The organism is Staphylococcus sp. HMSC065D05 (assembly GCF_001813195.1).
Taxonomy (GTDB): domain Bacteria; phylum Bacillota; class Bacilli; order Staphylococcales; family Staphylococcaceae; genus Staphylococcus; species Staphylococcus epidermidis.
The window spans coordinates 261222-282222 of record NZ_KV811730.1 but is presented as its reverse complement, the minus strand read 5'-3'; the positions used below and the strand labels follow the sequence as shown (position 1 = coordinate 282222).

Annotated in this window: 14 protein-coding genes and 2 pseudogenes; 11 read left to right on the top strand and 5 right to left on the bottom strand. The window is 33.3% G+C overall.

From position 1 onward, the window contains the following. Nucleotides 1–481: 481 nt before the first annotated feature. From bioD to HMPREF2897_RS02850, 4 genes are read left to right on the top strand one after another with little or no spacing between them, the layout of a single operon-like run. Complete coding sequence (gene bioD, locus HMPREF2897_RS02865) at nucleotides 482–1153, top strand: dethiobiotin synthase (protein ID WP_002496554.1); 672 nt, start codon at nucleotides 482–484, stop codon at nucleotides 1151–1153. Continuing rightward, the gene (gene bioA, locus HMPREF2897_RS02860) at nucleotides 1146–2501 is read left to right on the top strand and encodes an adenosylmethionine--8-amino-7-oxononanoate transaminase (protein WP_020368005.1); all 1356 of its coding nucleotides are present in this window, start codon (nucleotides 1146–1148) and stop codon (nucleotides 2499–2501) included. Before bioD ends, bioA begins: the two co-directional genes overlap by 8 nt. 10 nt (nucleotides 2502–2511) lie before the next feature. Further along, nucleotides 2512–3645, top strand: a complete 1134-nt coding sequence (locus HMPREF2897_RS02855) for an aminotransferase class I/II-fold pyridoxal phosphate-dependent enzyme (RefSeq protein ID WP_002490407.1) — start codon at nucleotides 2512–2514, stop codon at nucleotides 3643–3645. Next, nucleotides 3638–4324, top strand: coding sequence for a 6-carboxyhexanoate--CoA ligase (locus HMPREF2897_RS02850; RefSeq protein ID WP_002475883.1), 687 nt, complete (start codon nucleotides 3638–3640; stop codon nucleotides 4322–4324). Before HMPREF2897_RS02855 ends, HMPREF2897_RS02850 begins: the two co-directional genes overlap by 8 nt. A 109-nt stretch (nucleotides 4325–4433) precedes the next feature. Here HMPREF2897_RS02850 and HMPREF2897_RS02845 read toward each other — a convergent pair whose 3' ends face one another. Next, nucleotides 4434–4751 carry a staphostatin A gene (locus tag HMPREF2897_RS02845; protein WP_002475884.1) on the bottom strand — a complete coding sequence of 106 codons (318 nt, stop codon included), beginning with the start codon at nucleotides 4749–4751 and terminating at the stop codon, nucleotides 4434–4436. A gap of 17 nt (nucleotides 4752–4768) precedes the next feature. After that, nucleotides 4769–5956 (bottom strand): cysteine protease staphopain, encoded by a 1188-nt coding sequence (locus HMPREF2897_RS02840; protein WP_002487517.1) that lies wholly within the window; start codon nucleotides 5954–5956, stop codon nucleotides 4769–4771. A 492-nt stretch (nucleotides 5957–6448) separates the two neighbouring features. On the opposite strand from HMPREF2897_RS02840, the gene gehD reads away from it, so the two are divergent. Continuing rightward, nucleotides 6449–8380, top strand: a complete 1932-nt coding sequence (gene gehD / locus HMPREF2897_RS02835; protein ID WP_049383085.1) for a YSIRK domain-containing triacylglycerol lipase GehD — start codon at nucleotides 6449–6451, stop codon at nucleotides 8378–8380. Between the two features lie 215 nt (nucleotides 8381–8595). Beyond that, nucleotides 8596–9374, top strand: a pseudogene (locus HMPREF2897_RS02830) (tandem-type lipoprotein). 151 nt (nucleotides 9375–9525) lie between these two features. Here HMPREF2897_RS02830 and HMPREF2897_RS02825 read toward each other — a convergent pair. The 3 genes from HMPREF2897_RS02825 to HMPREF2897_RS02815 are packed head-to-tail and all read right to left on the bottom strand — an operon-like array spanning nucleotide 9526 to nucleotide 12859. Beyond that, a complete protein-coding gene (locus HMPREF2897_RS02825) occupies nucleotides 9526–10407 on the bottom strand; it encodes a CobW family GTP-binding protein (RefSeq protein ID WP_070592632.1) in 882 nt (293 codons plus the stop codon). Continuing rightward, the gene (locus HMPREF2897_RS02820; RefSeq protein WP_070592630.1) at nucleotides 10377–11759 is read right to left on the bottom strand and encodes a nucleoside recognition domain-containing protein; all 1383 of its coding nucleotides are present in this window, start codon (nucleotides 11757–11759) and stop codon (nucleotides 10377–10379) included. The genes HMPREF2897_RS02825 and HMPREF2897_RS02820 overlap by 31 nt, the downstream gene beginning before the upstream one ends. Then, nucleotides 11753–12859, bottom strand: a complete 1107-nt coding sequence (locus tag HMPREF2897_RS02815) for an NAD(P)/FAD-dependent oxidoreductase (protein WP_070592629.1) — start codon at nucleotides 12857–12859, stop codon at nucleotides 11753–11755. Before HMPREF2897_RS02815 ends, HMPREF2897_RS02820 begins: the two co-directional genes overlap by 7 nt. Before the next feature lie 258 nt (nucleotides 12860–13117). Here HMPREF2897_RS02815 and HMPREF2897_RS02810 point away from each other — a divergent pair, with 258 nt between their 5' ends. The 5 genes and pseudogenes from HMPREF2897_RS02810 to HMPREF2897_RS02790 all read left to right on the top strand — a co-directional run bounded on the left by HMPREF2897_RS02810 (nucleotide 13118) and on the right by HMPREF2897_RS02790 (nucleotide 20878). Continuing rightward, nucleotides 13118–14113: a metal ABC transporter solute-binding protein, Zn/Mn family gene (locus HMPREF2897_RS02810; RefSeq protein WP_070592628.1), complete on the top strand. Its 996-nt coding sequence runs from the start codon at nucleotides 13118–13120 to the stop codon at nucleotides 14111–14113. Between the two features lie 412 nt (nucleotides 14114–14525). Next, a complete protein-coding gene (locus HMPREF2897_RS02805; RefSeq protein ID WP_070592639.1) occupies nucleotides 14526–15431 on the top strand; it encodes an FAD:protein FMN transferase in 906 nt (301 codons plus the stop codon). Between the two features lie 82 nt (nucleotides 15432–15513). Beyond that, the gene (locus tag HMPREF2897_RS02800) at nucleotides 15514–18531 is read left to right on the top strand and encodes an NADH-dependent flavin oxidoreductase (protein ID WP_002499750.1); all 3018 of its coding nucleotides are present in this window, start codon (nucleotides 15514–15516) and stop codon (nucleotides 18529–18531) included. 28 nt (nucleotides 18532–18559) lie between these two features. Continuing rightward, nucleotides 18560–19936, top strand: a pseudogene (locus HMPREF2897_RS02795) (MFS transporter). 168 nt (nucleotides 19937–20104) lie between these two features. After that, nucleotides 20105–20878 carry an acetoin reductase gene (locus HMPREF2897_RS02790; protein WP_002446842.1) on the top strand — a complete coding sequence of 258 codons (774 nt, stop codon included), beginning with the start codon at nucleotides 20105–20107 and terminating at the stop codon, nucleotides 20876–20878. Nucleotides 20879–21001: the final 123 nt, after the last annotated feature.

Genomic DNA, 21001 nt, shown 5'->3' with positions numbered 1-21001 from the left:
ATGAAATCTTATTATTTTTAATAATTTCATTCTCGTATTTTTTATTCAAACTATTTTTATGGAGATTCATTTTGGAATCTTAGCTTTAATATTCGGAATGTTTACAGCAACTTTGTTTATATATTACATGCTTCTATATAAAAGTCCAGAATACAATGACAAGAAAATAGACTGACCCCAATTAGTGGGAATTATATAAAAACACTTTCGTTGAATTCATAATAAAATGAATCATGCGGAGGTGTTTTTTCTATGAAAAGAGTTTCTTATTCAGTAGAAACAAAGTATAAACCAGTTGAAATGAAATCAGCAGGATTTTCCATCTAAAATTTACAGCACATACCATTTCTCGAAATTCTTTTTCTTTCCTCATTTAATCATGCACTTCACCCATTTATTGTTATCACTTGCAACCTGCATACTCTAAATGTAAACTTTAAAATGTAATTAGTTTACATTAAAGATAGGTGACATGATAAACATGAACATATTTATAACTGGAACGAATACAGACATTGGTAAAACGTATGTCACTAAATATCTCTACAAGGCGTTAAGAACGCGGGGATATAGTGTATGTATTTTCAAACCTTTTCAAACTGAAGAAATCGGTGGAGGTAGATACCCGGATTTAGAGATTTATAAAAACGAATGCGGTTTAGACTATGACATCACGTCACTTTACACATTCAAAGACCCAGTTTCACCACATTTAGCATTCAAAATTGAAAGGCATCAGCAATTGAACCATCAAACAATGATGGACAAACTCGAATCACTAGAAGCACAATTCGATATAATTCTCATTGAAGGTGCGGGTGGTATTGCAGTGCCTATCTATGAATACAGTGACCATTTTTATATGACAACAGATTTAATTAAAGACACATCGGATTTCATTGTGAGTGTCTTACCTTCAAAATTAGGTGCGATTAATGATGCCATCGTTCATCAGAAATATATTGATCATCATGAACTCCCCCCGAATGTGTTAATCATGAATAACTATACTGATAGCGCTATTGAACAGGATAATTTACATACCATTGAAAAATTAACACATAAGCCTGTTTATACGTTAGGTCATCAAGCGACTCAAGAAAGCTTTTCCGAAGCATTTATACAACGAATGATAGGAGGATCCAATGGCTAATACACGAGAGTTAAATCATAAAGATGCACAGTATGTATGGCACCCATTCACACAGATGGGAGTCTATGCTAAAAATGACAATATTATTATTGAAAAAGGTCGCGGAAGTTATTTATACGATACTGAAGGCAATAAATATTTAGATGGTTATGCGTCATTGTGGGTCAATGTGCACGGGCATCAACATAAAAAGTTAAATCAAGCCATTCATAAACAACTTGATAAGATTGCCCATTCTACGCTATTAGGTTCGTCTAATATTCCATCGATTGAACTTGCCGAACAGTTAGTCAAATTAACACCAGATAGATTACAAAAAGTGTTTTATTCCGATACGGGGAGTGCGTCGGTAGAGATTGCTATTAAGATGGCTTATCAATATTGGAAGAATATCGATGCTAAACGATATGCGAAGAAGAATAAATTTCTTACATTACATCATGGATATCATGGAGATACTATAGGTTCTGTTAGCGTTGGTGGTATCGATAGTTTCCACAACATTTTTAAAGACCTTATTTTTGAAAATATACAGATAGAAACACCGTGTTTATATAAAAGTAAGTACCGCAATGAAGCGGAAATGCTTAATTCAATACTGAATCAAATTGAAGATATATTATCTGAGAAAAATGATGAAATAGTAGGATTTATTTTAGAGCCACTTATACAAGGTGCAACAGGTTTATTTGTTCATCCACATGGATTTTTGAAAGCTGTAGAACAGTTATGTAGAAAATACGATGTGTTACTGATTTGTGATGAAGTAGCTGTTGGTTTCGGGCGTACGGGAGAAATGTTTGCCTGTAACCATGAAGATGTACAACCAGATATTATGTGTCTGGGTAAGGCAATTACAGGCGGTTATTTACCGTTAGCGGCAACTTTAACATCTCAAAAGATATATGATGCTTTTTTAAGTCAGAGTCACGGTAAGAATACGTTTTTCCACGGTCATACATATACAGGTAATCAGTTAGTTTGTTCCGTAGCACTTGAGAATATTAATCTTTTTAAAAAGAAGCATCTGATTGGGCACATTCAAAAGACATCTCAAACATTAAAGCAACGCCTAGAGGCACTTCAACCTCATAAAAATATTGGAGATATTAGAGGGCGGGGATTAATGTATGGTGTGGAATTAGTTGAAAACAAATCAACGCAGACACCACTCGATATTCCTACTGTAGAACTGATTATACGTCGATGTAAAGAGAATGGATTGATGATTCGGAATTTGGAAAATGTCATCACTTTTGTACCTATTTTAAGTATGTCTAATAAAGAAATTAAAAAAATGGTTAAAATTTTCGACAAAGCCTTACATCAAACATTAAGTAAGAAGTAAGAGGGTATTTATGGACATTAAAGCACAGTTAAAACAGATACAAGATAAAGGTTTATATAGAGCGCTTCAACCGATTCAGTCCGTAGAAAAACAATATATTTATATCAATGACCAATCTTATATTAATTTTACTTCGAACGATTATCTCGGTATAGGACAACTTGAATATCAACCTCAAAATTTCTTAGATTTTATAAAGACATATAGTATCCATCTATCAAGTTCTAGATTAGTGAGTGGCAATTCAGTTGTTTATCAGCAATTAGAACAGGCAATCAGCGAGTATTTTAATTTTGAAGACGCCTTAATTTTTAATAGTGGTTACGATGCGAATTTAGCGGTATTTAATATTTTTAAAAATAATAATGTTGTTATCTTTTCGGATCAACAGAATCACGCCAGTATAATAGACGGTATTAAACTAAGTGGTCTATCAAAAGTGATTTATCAACATTTAAACTATGATGACTTGGAAAGTCATTTAGCGCGGGACTCGCATCCAGATGTTCAAAAAGTGATTGTCTCTGATAGTGTGTTTTCTACTAACGGCGCTAAAGCAGATATTAATAGGCTAGTTAATCTCAAGCAACGTTACAATGCGATTTTAATTATTGACGCATCTCATAGTTTAGGATTAAATCTCTTTGAGTGTCATGCAGACATTGACATAGTTACCTCAAGTTTATCTAAAGCGTGGGGAGCCCATGGTGGCTTAATACTAAGTTCAAAAGATGTAAAAGATTTAATTATTAATAAAGGTCGTTCGCTTATCTACTCGAGTAGTTTACCTAGCTATCATTTGTATTTTATTCAAGTGAGCTTACAACATGTGATTGAAGATACATACAGACGAGAGAAGTTGAATGCACTTAGTGAATATTTTAATCACCAATTTATGGAATTATTTCCCAATCAACCATTATCTAATACACCCATCAAAAATATCGTTTGTGATAGTTTGGTTTCAGCACAAGCACAATACGACATGTTATTTGAACATGGTATATTTGTCAGTTATTTAAGGTATCCAACAGTGTCACAGCCAACATTAAGAATTTCATTATCCTATTTTCATGACACAGATGATATTGATCGACTTTTCAATGTAATGAAACAATACGATGAAGGTGATAGCTATGTATAGTATAAAAATGCGTGCAAGCCACGAAGATATTCATATTAGCGGTGCTGAAACAATGTGTGAATTTAAAGATTTAGAAAATTATTTGAAAAAATATTTTAATAAAGCCTTTAATCATGAAAATGGAAATATAGATTTCTTAAATTTGAAAATTGAAAAGGTTAAGGCACCCATTCAAACAATACCAGCATTACCAGTGGTTGAAAATTTAAACGATACATTAACACAATTAGCGAAACAAACAGATGTTTCTGAATATGCGCTAAACAAAGGGTTAGAATATATAAAGAATGATATTACTTATACTGGAGCCATTATTCTATCTGCACAAACCGGACAACGACTTGATAGCACTGAACAACGAGGTATCAGGGTAACTCATTTAGCATTTAAAACATGCAAACGTAATGGAGAAATATCAGAAAGAGTAAAAGATGCACGTGCACTTGCAACTTGTATCAATGCATTTGAAGGTGTAAAGGCAGAACTATGTGTATCAGACGATTTGCATTACACGACTGGATATTATGCGTCGCCTAAGTTAGGATATCGTAGAATCTTTAATATTAAAGAAAAAGGTACGCGTCACGGAGGAAGAATTATCTTCGTAGACGAAGGGATAAATTTAAATGCATATGTTTCCTTTTTAGAAACAGTACCTAAAGAAATCATAGAAAAATAAGGAATAATATAAACACTCCCAGTAAAGAAAGCATTTAAAATGTGACCTTTACTGGGAGCTTTTTGGTTATATCATATTGTTTTTTAATGAAAGAGTTACAGGGTATAAATTATTTTGTAAACGTGATTTTAGGCGAAGTACCTAAGCCTTCTTTACTTATAGCATTAAAAACCAATTTTTTTGAATTAATAAGAATCATTTCAATAATGATATTCGGATTGTCTACATTACTTAAAATTATTTTTCTGGAATCTTCATTTATTAACGTACAAACGTAATTAGGTGTTATCTCTTTATTAAATGTAATATTTAATGGTGAAGTTTCTACTTCTACAGGGTGCCAAATACCTTCTAATGTATGGAACCAACAAATTTCTTGATATTTTAAATCATCACTTACGATGTTAATGTTATTGTAATTATGCATAAGCACACCTTTCTATATTAATAACCATAAATTGATGCATACCATTCATAGTGATCGCCATTTGATACTGGAATGATATTACTATGTGCATCTTGAGTCATGAAACCATTGTCCCATGGGTTCCAAATTAAAATGACTTCTTGTCCGTTGTTAACTTTAGCATTACCAGCCACAGCCATGGCATGTCCAGCGTGAATACCATCGCTTGATTCAACACGCTTACCTAATACAGCTATACCTTGATTATTAGTTGTTAATTGGTCTACTTCATTATATGAAGTCATTCTATTAAGATATTGAGTATTTCTGCCTTGTGATCTACCAAAACGAAGCATCTCGTTAGATGTTAGTCCTGTAAATTGGAAGTCGTGACCTCTTAAATTAGGATGTAAATATCTCATTACTGATTCTGCATTATATCGATTTGTGTTATATGTGGCATTGAGTAGTGCTGACATAGTATAGCCGGCACACCAACTATTATACCCTTGTGTTTCGCGTATTCTGAAATTCTTTAATTGATTTACATATTCTGCGTGAATTTCATTTCGTGTACTTTGATATTCTAAAGTTGGTTTTGTTACTGATGCAGTTTGTTTAAAATCATTTAAATCTTTAGGTTTAGTGGATTTAGTGGCATTTTCATATGTTTTTTCATTATTACGTGGCGTTTTAAGCACAAGTGTCACTTTTCCATCTTCAGTAAGTGCAAAATATCCTTTTGTATTAGTCAAAATTGTTATCTTTTGATTTTTATATTGATTTAATATTTTAGAAAGAAATGGAGAAACATTAATGGAATAATTGTTTTGCTGTTTTGAAGCTTTAGAATTTGAAGGATTAGGAGAAATTGTTACTACATAAACGACATCTCCTTTTTTATTGAGCACTGGATAATAATAATTGCCGTCGCTTTCCTTATTAAATTTATAAATTTTAAAAGGTTCACCAAGTGTATACGATGTTGCTTTGTGGTTGGAAGCTTTATCTAATAAAGCTACACGAGATAAATATTGTTCTTCAGCAAGTTTGCGAACTGCATTTGGAACGTCTTTATTACTGACAGTGACTTTAGTTGTTTTTTGGTTTGCACCATCCTTTTGTGGTAACGAGTCGGCGTGAGCACTATTGAAAAATAGGCCAAGTGCTAAACTTAGCGTAAAAGCAAGCATAATGGTAATCATATAACTTAATTTTTTCTTCATAAAAAAGTACTCCTTTACTAAAGTTTTTTGCAACTCTTTCAAACTGAATATAACATTTATTTTAAAATATAATTCATTTATTTCCTAAACGTTAAGTTATAATACTTATACGTTAAATATATAAATTGAACAAAATCAAATTGATATAAATTATAATAAAATAATGGATGGATTTAGTGACATGATGTCTATACTTTTAACACGACTATGAAGCAAATGTTTATAATTATCACTTCTAATTATTATCAAGTGTTCATGTTTCTTCATCATGTGTAATGAAAGACATTTTCAATATATGTTATTAATCAATTTTAATGTTGTGTATACACATAATAATTATATGTAAGTATTGATTATTTTTAATAATTTAAAATTTAAAGTTTACAAAGTTTTAATAAATAACCTAAAGTAATTTATATTTTTATGTTAATCTATACATAACAGTTATATTTTCATATTTTATAGGGGAAAAAACTTATAGAGGTGATTTTTTTGAAAAATAATAATGAAACAAGAAGATTTAGCATTAGGAAGTACACGGTGGGAGTCGTGTCAATCATTACTGGGATTACAATATTTGTCAGTGGTCAGCATGCTCAAGCTGCTGAAATGACACAATCATCATCAGATTCTAACGAACAGGCACAACAAACAGAACAAGTTGAACAAAAAGAAGATACAACTCATTTATCTTACGAATTGAATCAAGAGGGTGAGACAGCGAGCCAATCAAAGACTAATCAAGAGAATCAATCTGATGGCAATGTACAAAAAAAGGATAATCAAATACAACAAGATTCAACACAAACGTCACCATTAAATGACCAAAAACAAACTTCAATGGAACAACAATCAAAAGACAATCATGCTACCCCAAATTTACGTCAGGATACATATCCGAAAGGCCCAAATCAAGATGATAAAGGCAAACAACAGTTTAAAGATAATCAACACTCACAAACAGAACATCAACCTAATACTCAAAACCAAAATAATGCTCAAGATTCATCAGATAAAAATCAACACTCATCTGACCAAACTCAAGCCTCATCTAAAAAAGGAACACAACCTAAACAATCACAGTCTATAGAAGATAGAGATAAAACAGTAAAACAACCATCTTCTAAAGTACATAGAATAGGTAATACGAAAACTGATAAAACAGTTAAAACAAATCAAAAAAAGCAAACATCATTAACTTCACCACGTGTTGTGAAATCAAAACAAACTAAACATATCAATCAACTTACTGCGCAAGCTCAATATAAAAATCAATATCCAGTCGTGTTTGTACATGGATTTGTAGGTTTAGTCGGTGAAGATGCGTTTAGCATGTACCCAAATTATTGGGGTGGTACTAAATATAACGTGAAACAAGAACTTACAAAATTAGGTTACCGAGTTCACGAAGCCAATGTAGGGGCATTTAGCAGTAATTATGACCGTGCTGTTGAACTTTATTATTATATTAAAGGTGGACGAGTAGATTATGGTGCAGCACATGCTGCAAAATATGGTCACAAACGTTATGGCAGAACATATGAAGGCATTATGCCTGATTGGGAACCAGGTAAAAAGATACATCTTGTTGGGCATAGTATGGGAGGCCAAACGATACGCTTGATGGAACATTTTTTAAGAAATGGAAATCAAGAAGAAATAGACTACCAACGTCAATATGGTGGTACGGTATCTGATTTATTTAAAGGTGGACAAGATAACATGGTGTCTACGATTACTACATTAGGAACACCTCATAATGGCACACCTGCTGCAGATAAACTAGGGTCGACTAAATTTATTAAAGATACAATTAATAGAATTGGAAAAATTGGTGGAACTAAAGCGCTCGATTTAGAACTAGGTTTTTCTCAATGGGGCTTCAAACAGCAACCTAATGAATCATATGCTGAATATGCAAAACGTATAGCGAATAGTAAAGTTTGGGAAACTGAAGATCAGGCTGTAAATGATTTAACAACTGCTGGAGCAGAAAAGTTAAACCAAATGACGACATTGAATCCTAATATCGTCTATACATCATATACAGGTGCTGCAACACATACTGGACCACTAGGCAATGAAGTACCGAATATTAGACAATTCCCATTATTCGATTTAACAAGTCGTGTGATAGGTGGAGATGACAATAAAAATGTTAGAGTAAATGATGGCATAGTACCTGTGTCTTCTTCACTACATCCAAGTGATGAAGCGTTTAAGAAGGTAGGTATGATGAACCTGGCAACTGACAAGGGTATCTGGCAAGTGAGACCCGTACAATATGATTGGGATCATCTAGATTTAGTCGGCTTAGATACTACTGATTATAAGCGAACTGGTGAAGAATTAGGTCAATTCTATATGAGTATGATAAATAATATGTTGAAAGTCGAAGAGTTAGATGGTATCACACGTAAGTAGCGATTAAAAGAACGATAATATCCTCATTAGATGTATGATTGCGGTACATTTAATGAGGTTTTTTGATTGTTTCGCCGAAAAAATATATAAATAAATTAAATTGAATGTGTATGAATGATTTGATAATATAAAAGTGGAATTTTTTATAAAAATATATTTATATGAATAAACCATATTTTTAATGAATGAATAAAATAATAGAGAGATGTGAAAAGATGAAATATTATGGGAAGTTCCTTTGTGGCATTAGCTTTTTAATATTAACGTGTTTTATTGGCGGATGTGGATTTAAGAAAATAATAAAGAAGCGGAAATTAAAGAAAGTTTCCACAAAACATTAAGTATGTATCCAATTAAAAATTTAGAAGACTTATACGATAAAGAAGGCTATCGTGATGAAGAATTTGAAAAGAGAGACAAAGGGACATGAATTATTAATTCAGAAATGAATATTCAGAAAAAAGGTCAAGCGATGAAATCTAGAGGTATGGTTTTGTATATAAATAGAAATACTAGAAAAACGACTGGCCATTTTTATACAAGTATAATTACAGAAGATAAAAAGGGGAGAGTGCACAGTAAAGATAAAAAATACCCCGTTCAACTTAAGAACAATAAAATTGAACCGACTAAACCAATCGCCGATGAAACATTAAAAAAAGAAATTAAAAACTTTCAGTTTTTCTCTCAATATGGGAATTTTAAAAATTTAAAAGACTACAAGAATGGAAATGTGTCTTATAACCCAAACGTACCAAGTTATTCGGCAGAGTACCAATTAAGTAATGAAGATGACAATGTGAAACAGTTAAGAAAGAAATATGATATCCCTACAAAAAAGGCACCAAAATTAATATTAAAAGGTGATGGAGATCTTAAAGGTTCATCTATAGGACATAAACATGTTGAGTTATCTTTTGTCAGAAACAAAGAAGAAAGCATCTACTTTTCAGATAGTGTGGAATTGAATCCAAGTGAGGTAAATAATGAGTAAAAGTAAGCATGGAATCAGATCAAAAACGTAAACGTTAATAAAAATGAACAATAGAAATATTGAAATAAGTACAACAAACCTCTAAATGAACAAAAGTCATTTAGAGGTTTGTTTATGTTTAAAGTTTAACTGATGATAGAGAGATGTGCTTTTATAAACCAAGTTGTATTTGTTTTAGATGTTTTCCTATAACAATGAGGTACAATGGTACATCGGTTTTAAGTTGAATGGGAGATAATTCAATATTTCCTTGTGCATACTGTACTAAATAAACGTGTTGCTGATCTGAAAAACGAACAAACCCTTTGACACGGTAAACATCTTGAGGCAAGTTATCTAACGCACTAATCATTTCTTCTTTTGTTTGTAGCCTAGGATTTTCAATGAATTGATGATTTATATTACTATGCAAAGTGCCACATGCATTTGAATTTATATGTGTTGGCTCTAGCAGTGATTTTAAACTTAATTCTCCAAATTGACCAACTTGAATATTGGCATCGCTATTAATGCGTTCGAGATGACGTAGCAAGCGGGCGGTTTCTTCTACCTCTATTTTATCTATTTTATTAATAAATAAAGTTGAACAATGACGCAGTTGTTCATAAAATAAAGCGACAATGTCACGTGGATAAGATTTAATTTGTGCATACATGCTTGCATCTATCATTCCGATCATACTCCTTAAAGTGATAAAAGGTGCAAGTACGGGTGTGAAGCATGCATCGACGACAGCTAGTGGTTCAGCTACACCACTACATTCAATAAAGATGATATCAGGTTGATATTTTAAGTATAGTTCATGTAGTTGTTGTGATACGTCTGATTTCATTGCACAACAAATGCATCCTTCAGTGATTTCACTCATAGGTACTTTAGGATGATTTATAAGTTGGCCATCTACACTTAATTTTCCAAATTCATTCATGATAACGGCGGTATTTAAATTGTTTTCAAGTGCATCAGCGATTAAATGATTGAGTGTTGAGGTCTTGCCACTTCCTAAAAAGCCACTGACAATAATGATTTCCATAATATCACTCCTAAGTCTGAAATTTTAGCTATGCTTAACATTGTTATGACTAGTACGATGACGCAAAGGGTGGACGATATCATTTGTTTCATTATCATTTTAATTCCTAGAATTGAACCGAGCCGTCGTATGAGCATCGTCATTGTTACTGAACATGCTGTAAATGTTGAACTAAAGAAGACTAACAACAATAATTGGAATGCGGAAAGTCTTTGAATTAAAGTACCGCCATTCGTATTAAACAACAACATCCCATCCTTACGTATCATTGAAAACAGAATACCTGGTGCAAGCTGTGTAGGTACATCTAGTAGCCATAATAAAGGTATGAATGCATTTGCTATAAAAGTCAAAATAGGCGTAAGAGATAAAAAACTTACAATAAGGCAAATGACTATAAAGATAGGTAAGGCTTGTACAATAAACATTTGAATACTTTTCCACGCTGCTTTTAAGAGTAGCTTTGGTTTGGGCCAACGTACAGGTTGTCGTTGAAAAACAGACTGTGTTGTCATATGTGTTTGATGACTATACCATAGTTTGTTATGTATGATTCCACCTATGAATATCATGCATAAATATGGCAAAAATAACCAAGATTGTTGGCTTGCGTTGAATATCGATAATGTTGCCCCAATTTGGTAACTGCAGGCAGTCCCAAAACTTACCAAGCTCATGCATTGTAATTTGGTACATTGATGACATTGATGAGTAGCTTGAGTAATAGCAGCAGCATTACAACCAAAGCCTTCTAATAAGGGGATGATATCTGCCCCATGAAGACCTAGTCGTAACATCGTAGGTTCAATAGACCAAACGAGATGATGTTTTAAATGACTGATATCAACAAGCGCTGTGGATAAACTAATCATAAAAACAACTGGTAACGCCCAGATAAACGAATATGTGCCTAAGGAGATGACACCATAATGACCGAATAAAATATGTTGCAATTTATCCTCTTGAAATAATGATATTTGAGATAGTTTTGATAACCAGGGTGCCACATATTGTTGTAATCCGTCTGAAATGTGATAAGACAAGTAGATGGGTAAAGCAAACATGAGTATGATAAAGCACCACCCATAAATAATATTGTGAAAACGAGGATGATATACTTTGCTCTCCTTAACAAAAGTACGCAATGTTTTAATGATATTTAAACTATGAAGTGGCGATGAAGGGACACCGTGTTGTAATGAAATATCTAATTGGTGTTTGATAATGTAACGTTTTAACAAAACTTGTTGGCTAGAGGTTAATTTGTCATAACCTTCAATGATCAACTCATGTGCATCATCTGGAATGTCAGTAAACGTCCCATCACGTAAATTAAAGGTTACTGTTAACATGTGCAATTCACATCACAACAATGATAATCGTCTAGAAACATATTTTTTTGACGATACGACTGAATTAACGACGTATCTTCAGGTAAGCCTTCGCGTAGGCTTACTAAATGAGCTAATACTGCAAAACGTGCTCTGAATTTATATATGTAACAAAGGATAGCATTTTGATGACGTACAGTAGCACCAATTAAAAATACATTAGGAAACTTTGTAGACTCGTCCAATTCTGTTAACTGAATTTCTGATTGTCGTATTTGAAATAGTTGCTCTATTAAAGGATTTTGGGTGACATCAAATCCAGTTGCGATAATCGGTTCAGTATGAGAGTGAACAATATGCCCATTATCAAAGTGTATCTTATAGGAATGATCTTGATATGTTACTTTGTGTGCTCGGTAGCCCACATGCATTTCAATTAATGCACCCTCTTGTATAGCGTTCTGTAATCGCTGTTGAGTATATGGTGATAATCTTATACTTGGGTCTGCATCTTCCTTTTTAAGTCCAGTTTTAGATGTATATATTGATATTCTTGCGCCTGTTTGACTAAGGTTTATGGCAGCATCAAAAGCACTCTCATTACCACCAATGATTGTAAAAGCATCACCTTTTAATTGAGTGAATGTTTGAATTTCACTGTAATGACGTCCATATGAAAAAGGATGATATGGGAATGAATAGTCTCCAGTTGCTATAAATATATAATCTGCGGTATATACACCATAGTCCGTTGATACATGATATACACCATCTATGTATGTTACACGTGAAACATTGGTGTTTGTTTTGACATTTAGATTGTAATGCGTAGCTACTAGTGAGAGGTATTCAGCATAACGTTTTCCAGATAAATGTTCTTCATTGAAAGTGAAGGCAGGTGATGTATCTTTAGCTATTGCATTCATATCTGGCATGCCAAAACCATTAGTTGTAAATGATGGTGTGATGGTCTTTGTTGATAGAGGCCAATGTTTAAATGAATGACCGATGGTTCCCTTTTCAACAATTAGAACATCTTTAATATTGAATTCTTGTAAAGTGATTGCCATACCCAGGCCAGCGGCTCCTGCGCCGATGATGATGATGCGATGATGAGACATGGTAACACATCCTTTCTCATTTTTATTTCTATAAAACGTAATGATTACGATTTGAAAGTATAGCGATAATTAAGTCACTTTTCAAATGAAAAAGAAACAGTAGGTTTATGGATTTTCTTGAACATATTGTGCATGAATCTATCAAATTGAAAAAATTTGTTTTTTTCAGACTTTTTTGAGATTAAATATTGCCGTTGACAATAATAAAAAATAATGTAAATATTAAAGCGTAACAATTTCGATTTAGGAGATGTACACATGTATAAAAAAGGTTTAATTATATTTTTTGTAGCAGTTTTAGCATTATCACTAGCTGCTTGTGGTAAAGATGGTCATCAGCAATCATCTGATCATAAAGGAAAGTTAGATGTAAAGACGACAGTGTATCCACTTAAATCATTTGCACAGCAAATCGGTGGAAAATATGTAAATGTTGAATCGGTTTATCCTAAAGGCGTAGATCCACATACATATGATCCAAGTCAAAAGCAAATGGTAGATATTGGGAAATCTGACTTATTCTTATATACTGGTGATAACTTAGATCCCGTAGCTAAGAAAATCGCTAAAGCTATAAATGATAAAGATAAGACATTATCACTAGAATCAGCTTTAGATAAAAATAAGGATTTATTAAAAGGCGAAGAACATGAGCATGAGCACGGAGAAGGTCACGAACATGGCGAAGCACATGAAGATGAACACGAACATGAACATCATCACCATGGAAAATACGACCCACACATTTGGTTGGATCCTGTAGTAAGTCAAAAATTTGCTAAAGCAATTAAAGATGAATTGGTAGAAAAAGATAGCAAACATAAATCTTATTATGAAAAGAATTACAACCAACTAGTTAAAGAGTTAAAAGACTTAGATAAAGATATGAAACATGCTGTGAAAGGTAATGAAGATAAAACTGTTTATATTTCACACGATTCTATAGGTTATCTAGCTGAACGCTATCATTTTGAACAAGAAGGCATTGAAAATATGAATGCGGAAGAACCAAGCCAAAAAGATTTAACAAATATTGTTAAACAAATTAAAGAAGATAAAGTGAAAAATATTTTAATAGAAGAAAATGTATCTCATAAAGTAGCAGATACAGTAAGAAAAGAGACAAATGCTAAAACAATTAAATTTTACAATATGGGATCACATACAAAACAACAAGATGATGACAAAAATACTTACCAATCATTTATGAAAGAAAATATTAAAGCTATTGAAAAAGCCCTACAAAATGAATAAATCAATTTAAAATATAAAAAAGACGACATCAAAGAAACATTGACAGAAATGATATGTTCGGATGTGGAAGTATTTTCGATTGACTGAGTTGATTACTTGGGAATGTTAAAGGCTGTCAACTCTAGTTAGTTTTGTGAGAGTGGAATAAAGAATTCTGTATGGATTCTGTTCCACTCTTTTTTTATTAAAAAGATTCAAAGAAGCATAATTTAAAAGAGTAAAATTTATTCTTTGATTAACATTTGATATAATTGTGAACATTTAAATAAGCAAAAACCAAATATTTGAAATTATGTTAATGTAAATGTAGATATTAAAGTAATCATTTTATTTAAAAGTAGATTTTAATTTTTATATACATATTAGCGTTGTGGAATAGGTGGAAAGGGGGAGTCAAAAGGTGAAAACGCTAATGATTAAAGCAATGGGGACGGTGATACGTTTATCGATTGAGCATCAACATCCGGATACATTACTTCAAGAAGCTGAAATAAAAATTCGTGCTTGGGAATCACAATTTAGTGCTAATGATCCGAAATCAGATTTGATGAATGTGAATCAACATGCAGGTATCGTACCAGTCAAGGTTAGTTCTGAAATCTTTAACATGATACGTTATGGTTATGAAACTACATTATCTTCTAATTTTAAGATGAACATTTTGATAGGGCCACTAGTCAAATTATGGAAAATTGGTTTTAAAGATGCATTGAAACCTAAAGAAGTGGATATACAACGTGCTTTATTGTGTATGAATCCTGAAAATCTTGTTCTAAATTCAAAAACACATGAAGTATTTCTTACACAATCAGGAATGGAGATTGATTTAGGAGCCATAGTTAAAGGCTATTTTGCTGATCAATTACAGCAATACTTTTTAGCTCATGGTGTATCTTCTGCCATTATCGATTTAGGTGGTAATGTTTTAACAATTGGTAGACAATCTGAAACATTAGAAAAATGGCATGTAGGTGTACGTAATCCATTTCATAAGGATGCACTACCACTCGTTACATTAAACGTAGAGCATCAATCAGTTGTTACATCAGGTATCTACGAACGTTACTTCATACAGGAAAATCAATTATTTCATCATATATTGGATTCAACAACAGGTTATCCTGTAGATAATGATATCGCTAGCGTGACAATCATATCTGATCATGGGATTGATGGCGAGGTATGGAGTACAATTTGTAGTTTTGGTCAATCACAAAAAAATATTGAATTATTAAATATCATTGACGGTATTGAAGGCATTATTGTGACAAGAGATGGAAGCGTTTTAATGACTTCGAAAATGCAAAAGTATTTATAAAAATTTAAAGAATACTCATGAAGAGTATTTTATTTTTAAACAATAATGTGAAAATATTCACAAATAACTAGGAGGATTTGATATGAGTAAGGAAATATTCGATACTTTTAAATTTAAAAGTGGTGCCGAATTAAAAAATAGAGTATTAATGGCGCCCATGACTATCCAAGCTGGGTATTTTGATGGAAGTGTTACATCAGAAATGATTGATTATTATCAATTTAGAGCTGGTGATGCTTCAGCAATCATTGTTGAAAGTTGTTTTGTTGAAAATCACGGACGAGGATTTCCGGGAGCTATAGGTATTGATAATGATGATAAAATACCTGGACTCAAACGTTTAGCAGAAGCGATTCAAGCTAAGGGATCAAAAGCGATTTTGCAACTTTATCATGCCGGAAGAATGGCAAATCCTAAATTTAATGAAGGAGAGCAGCCGATATCTGCAAGCCCCATTGCAGCATTAAGACCCGATGCAGTACCACCTAGAGAAATGACACATGCTCAAATCAATGAGATGATTAATGACTTTGGAGAGGCTACACGTCGCGCTATAGAAGCGGGGTTTGATGGTGTCGAAATTCATGGTGCCAACACATACTTATTACAACAGTTTTTCTCTCCACATTCTAATCGGAGAAAAGATTCATGGGGAGGCAGTCGTGAAAAACGTACACGATTTCCAATCGAAGTTTTAACAAAGGTTCAACATGTCGTTGCTGAAAAAGAGGCTTCTCATTTTATTATAGGATATCGATTCTCACCTGAAGAAATTGAAGAACCAGGCATACGTTTTGAAGATACTATGTTTTTACTAAATACATTAGCAGAATATGAACCTGATTATTTCCATATATCTGCAAACAGTTATCAACGTACATCTATTGTGAATCAAGAAGATACAGAACCTTTAATTAATAAGTACATCAAAATGCAAAGTGCACAGTTGGCAAAAATTCCATTAATTGGTGTAGGTAGTATTGCCCAACGACAAGATGCAGAACATGCCCTTGAACTAGGATATGATCTTTTAAGTGTTGGGAAAGCCTATTTAGTGGAACCACAATGGACAGATAAAATTTCACAAAACGAAGAAGTAGAACAATTTGTCGATATACATGATCAGAAAGTACTTCACATACCATCCCCTTTATGGAAAGTAATGGACTTCATGATTTTAGATAAAGAAGAAGAGCATCGTAAATATGAAAGATTAAAAGCACTTCAAAATAAAAAAGTTAAATTTAACAAAGGTACGTATCATGTCTATGCAAAAGGTCATAATGGCAACCTACCTATGAAAGTTCAATTATCAGAAGATAAGATTGTAAGTATCGAGGTAGATGATAGCGGAGAATCTGAAGGTATAGCGAACCCAGTGTTTGAACGTTTACCGCAAGATATTATCAATGGGCAAACACTGAATGTAGATGTCATTTCAGGTGCGACAGTAACAAGTGAGGGCATCGTGCAAGGTATTGCAGATGCAATTGAACAAGCAGGAGAAGATCCAGATATTTTACGGGCGCGTCCTAAACCGGTCGTTCAGTGGTCTGATGAGGTCGTTGAAGAGACGACTGACGTCGTTGTGATTGGTACAGGAGGTGCTGGACTCAGTGCAGCTGCTACGGTATTAGATGAAGGAAAAGAAGTCATCATGCTTGAGAAATTTGCGGCTATAGGTGGCAATACTATCCGTACAGGTGGTCAAGTCAACGCTGCTGAACCTAAATGGCAAAATGCATTCCCGGCACTTGCTGGTGAAAAAGAGACACTCTTACAGTTATTAAATCATGATGAAAATGATATAGATGAAGCTTACATTGAAGATTTCAATACTTTAAAACGTCAAATTAAAGACTATCTTGAAAATAGCAGTAATGAAAATGAATATCTTTTTGATTCTGTCGAATTGCATCGTATTCAAACATATTTAGGTGGTAAACGTAAAGATCGTAATAATGTCGAAATTTCAGGTGATTATGATTTAGTTAAAACACTCACAGATAACGTTTTGGAATCAGTATATTGGTTGAAAGACAAAGGTGTTCATTTTGATCGTTCGTTTGTGGATATGCCTGTGGGTGCTTTATGGCGTCGTGGTCATAAACCAATGAAAGCACAAGGTTTAGAGTACATTGAAAATTTAGGAGACTACGTTAAACGTAATCATGGTCGTATTTTTACAGAAACTACTGCAGAAAAGTTAATCAAAGAAGGTAATCAAGTCGTTGGTATTGAAGCACGTAAAGCAAATGGTGCTAAAGTTAAGATTCATACACGTCATGGTGTAGTGTTGGCTACAGGTGGCTTTGGAGCGAATACAAAAATGCTACAACAATATAATACGTATTGGGATAATATTCCTGATGACATTAAGACAACGAATTCTCCTGCAATTACAGGTGATGGTATACGTTTAGGTGTGCAGGCAGGTGCTGACATCGTAGGTATGGGATTCTCTCAAATGATGCCGATTTCTGATCCGAAGACAGGTGCATTGTTTACTGGATTAATCGTAACACCTTCAAACTTTGTCTTCGTTAATAAGGAAGGACAACGTTTTGTTAACGAATTTGAAAGTAGAGATGTATTATCTAAGGCAGCATTAGAACAAAAAGACGGTATCTTCTATATTATTGCAGATGCAAATATTAAAGCACTAGCTATGAATACAACTGAGGACAAAATTAATCAAGAATTAGAAGACGGCACTTTAGTAAAAGCAGATACCTTAGAAGCATTAGCCCAAAAATTAAACATTGATACAACTACTTTTGTGAACACGATTGAAAGATATAATACCTTCGTAGAACAAGGACAAGATGAGGATTTCAATAAAAATGCATTTGATTTAAAAATTGAAAAAGCACCATTCTACGCGACACCACGTAAACCTGCAATACATCATACTATGGGTGGTTTAAAAATAAACACGCAAGCACAAGTTATAGATGTTGAAGGTCATATCATTGAAGGTTTATATGCGGCTGGTGAAGTTGCCGGTGGTATTCATGCTGGTAACCGTTTAGGCGGAAATGCACTGGCAGATATTTTTACTTTTGGTCGCATTGCCGGTCAAAGTGCTGTAACGAAATAAATGATGGAAGAGTAGGAGGCCACTTACGATGAGCGAACAGTTTAATAAAGGGAAACAACTAATTGTAGCGATTATCTTAGGGATTCTCACATACTGGTTATTTGCACAGTCTTTTTTGAATATCGCACCACATGTTCAACGTTTTTATCATGTAGATATGAGTATTGTTAATATTGCGGTCAGTCTCACATCACTCTTAACAGGTGTATTTATAGTCGTAGCAGGGGGATTATCTGATAAAATAGGTCGAGTTAAAATCACAAATGCAGGTCTAATATTAAGTATACTTGGCTCTATTGCATTGATCATCTCGCATGCACCAATTTTATTATTATTAGGGCGTGTTTTACAGGGTTTATCTGCGGCATGCTTACTTCCAGCAACTATCGCGTTAATTAATTCTTTCTTCCAAGGTGAAGAAAGACAAAAGGTACTTAGTTATTAGTCATTCGGATCCTATGGTGGAACAGGGTTAGCATCACTATTTGCTGGAATTATAGCTACATTTATTGGATGGCGATGGATTTTCGTGTTGTCAATCATCTTCTCAATTATTGCCTTAATATTGCTTAGAGGTATACCAGAATCTAAAGATGAGTCTGCATATAATAAAAAATTTGATATCGTTGGAATCATTATTTTTGTTGTCATGATGTTAAGTATTAACGTAGTGATTACGCAAGGAGATAGAATTGGATGGTTAAATCCTCTTATATTGATATTAATTGCTATATTCATTGTGACATTAATTGCATTTTATATATTTGAAAAACGTCAAGATGAACCTTTTATAGATTTAAGTTTATTTTCAAATAATGTTTATATCGGAACAACATTAGCCAACTTGATGGTGAACATGGATATTGGTTCATTAGCATTATTTAATATTTATGTTCAAGACGATAAGCATCTAACAGCTGCACAAGCTGGTTTAATTACGATTCCATATATGCTGTGTAGTTTGTTAATGATTCGTGTTGGTGAACGTTTTATGCAAAAAAGGGGACCGCAATTGCCATTGATGTTAGGTCCGATATCAATTACTGCTGGTATTATACTTTTAGCATTCACTTCTTTGCCTAATATGATTTATTATATTGTGGCATGTATTGGCTTTATCTTTATAGGTCTAGGATTAGGATTTTTTGCTACTCCCGCGCTATCTACTGCTGTATCTAATGTTCCAGCTGAAAAAGCAGGTACTGCATCAGGAATTATAAAAATGACTTCTACACTAGGTGCAGCATTTGGAATCGCTGTTGTGACAACAATATATACGGCATTATCTGTAAATCACCCGGCATATTTAGCAGCTACTATCGCATTTATCGTGGGTGCAGGTTTAGTATTTATCGCATTTATTGCGGCGTATTGTTTAATTCCTAAAAAGAATGTAGATATTTAAAAGGTATATTGTTGGAGTTAAAAGCAGTGTTAGTAATTTGAAGTTGCATTTAATAATGAATAAAAACAACAACTTTTCGACAAATATATTAACAACATTTGACATTTCCCAATCTTATTACTACGACCATGTTTAAAGGGTAGATGATAAATAAGGAGGAAGATAGATATGAGTAAAACAGCAATTATAACAGGTTCAGCAGGTGGATTAGGTAAAGGTATTGCAGAACGTCTTGCTAACGATGGGTTTAATGTAGTACTACAAGATATTAATGAAGCACTTCTATTAGAAACTGAGAAAGAATTCAAAGAAAAAGGTTATCAAGCTGTCGCATTCAAGAGTGATGTATCTAAAAAGAAAGAACAGGAAGAATTAGTTCAGTTTGCAGTTACAGAATTTGGTCAATTAGATGTTATGGTAAATAACGCAGGTGTTGATGCTGTGACGCCAATTTTAGAAATTGATGAAGATGAATTATCTAAGTTATTTAATATTAACGTATTTGGTACATTGTTTGGAATTCAAGCAGCTGCTAACCAATTTATTAAACAAAAAAGTAAAGGTAAAATCATCAACGCATGTAGTATTGCAGGACATGAATCTTATGAAGTACTCGGCACTTACTCAGCAACAAAACACTCAGTACGTTCCTTTACTCAAACAGCTGCTAAAGAATTAGCAGACAAAGGCATTACCGTAAACGCTTATTGCCCAGGAGTTGCCAAAACTGAAATGTGGGATCGTATTGATGAAGAAATGGTGAAACTTGATGATAGTCTAGAAATAGGAGACGCATTTGAAGCATTTTCTTCAGAAATCAAACTTGGAAGATATCAAGAGCCATCAGATGTTGCGAACTTAGTATCATTCTTAGCTTCAAATGATTCTGATTATATTACAGGTCAATCCATTTTAACTGATGGTGGATTAGTGTATAGATAAGTTAGACATGGTAAATAAATGTGTATAAAATTTATTAAGGCTTGCCTTTTCAATCGAGAAATATACGACGAAAGGGCAAGCCTTTTTGATGTTAAATATTGATGAAATGATAGAGTAAAAGTA

Coding starts and splice junctions, on each gene's coding strand:
- HMPREF2897_RS02825 (WP_070592632.1), bottom strand. CDS start 10,407: ATGGAAATCATTATTGTCAGTGGCTTTTTAGGAAGTGGCAAGACCTCA.
- HMPREF2897_RS02810 (WP_070592628.1), top strand. CDS start 13,118: ATGTATAAAAAAGGTTTAATTATATTTTTTGTAGCAGTTTTAGCATTA.
- HMPREF2897_RS02815 (WP_070592629.1), bottom strand. CDS start 12,859: ATGTCTCATCATCGCATCATCATCATCGGCGCAGGAGCCGCTGGCCTG.
- HMPREF2897_RS02850 (WP_002475883.1), top strand. CDS start 3,638: ATGTATAGTATAAAAATGCGTGCAAGCCACGAAGATATTCATATTAGC.
- HMPREF2897_RS02845 (WP_002475884.1), bottom strand. CDS start 4,751: ATGCATAATTACAATAACATTAACATCGTAAGTGATGATTTAAAATAT.
- HMPREF2897_RS02840 (WP_002487517.1), bottom strand. CDS start 5,956: ATGAAGAAAAAATTAAGTTATATGATTACCATTATGCTTGCTTTTACG.
- HMPREF2897_RS02820 (WP_070592630.1), bottom strand. CDS start 11,759: ATGTTAACAGTAACCTTTAATTTACGTGATGGGACGTTTACTGACATT.
- bioD (WP_002496554.1), top strand. CDS start 482: ATGAACATATTTATAACTGGAACGAATACAGACATTGGTAAAACGTAT.
- bioA (WP_020368005.1), top strand. CDS start 1,146: ATGGCTAATACACGAGAGTTAAATCATAAAGATGCACAGTATGTATGG.
- HMPREF2897_RS02805 (WP_070592639.1), top strand. CDS start 14,526: ATGATTAAAGCAATGGGGACGGTGATACGTTTATCGATTGAGCATCAA.
- HMPREF2897_RS02855 (WP_002490407.1), top strand. CDS start 2,512: ATGGACATTAAAGCACAGTTAAAACAGATACAAGATAAAGGTTTATAT.
- HMPREF2897_RS02800 (WP_002499750.1), top strand. CDS start 15,514: ATGAGTAAGGAAATATTCGATACTTTTAAATTTAAAAGTGGTGCCGAA.
- HMPREF2897_RS02790 (WP_002446842.1), top strand. CDS start 20,105: ATGAGTAAAACAGCAATTATAACAGGTTCAGCAGGTGGATTAGGTAAA.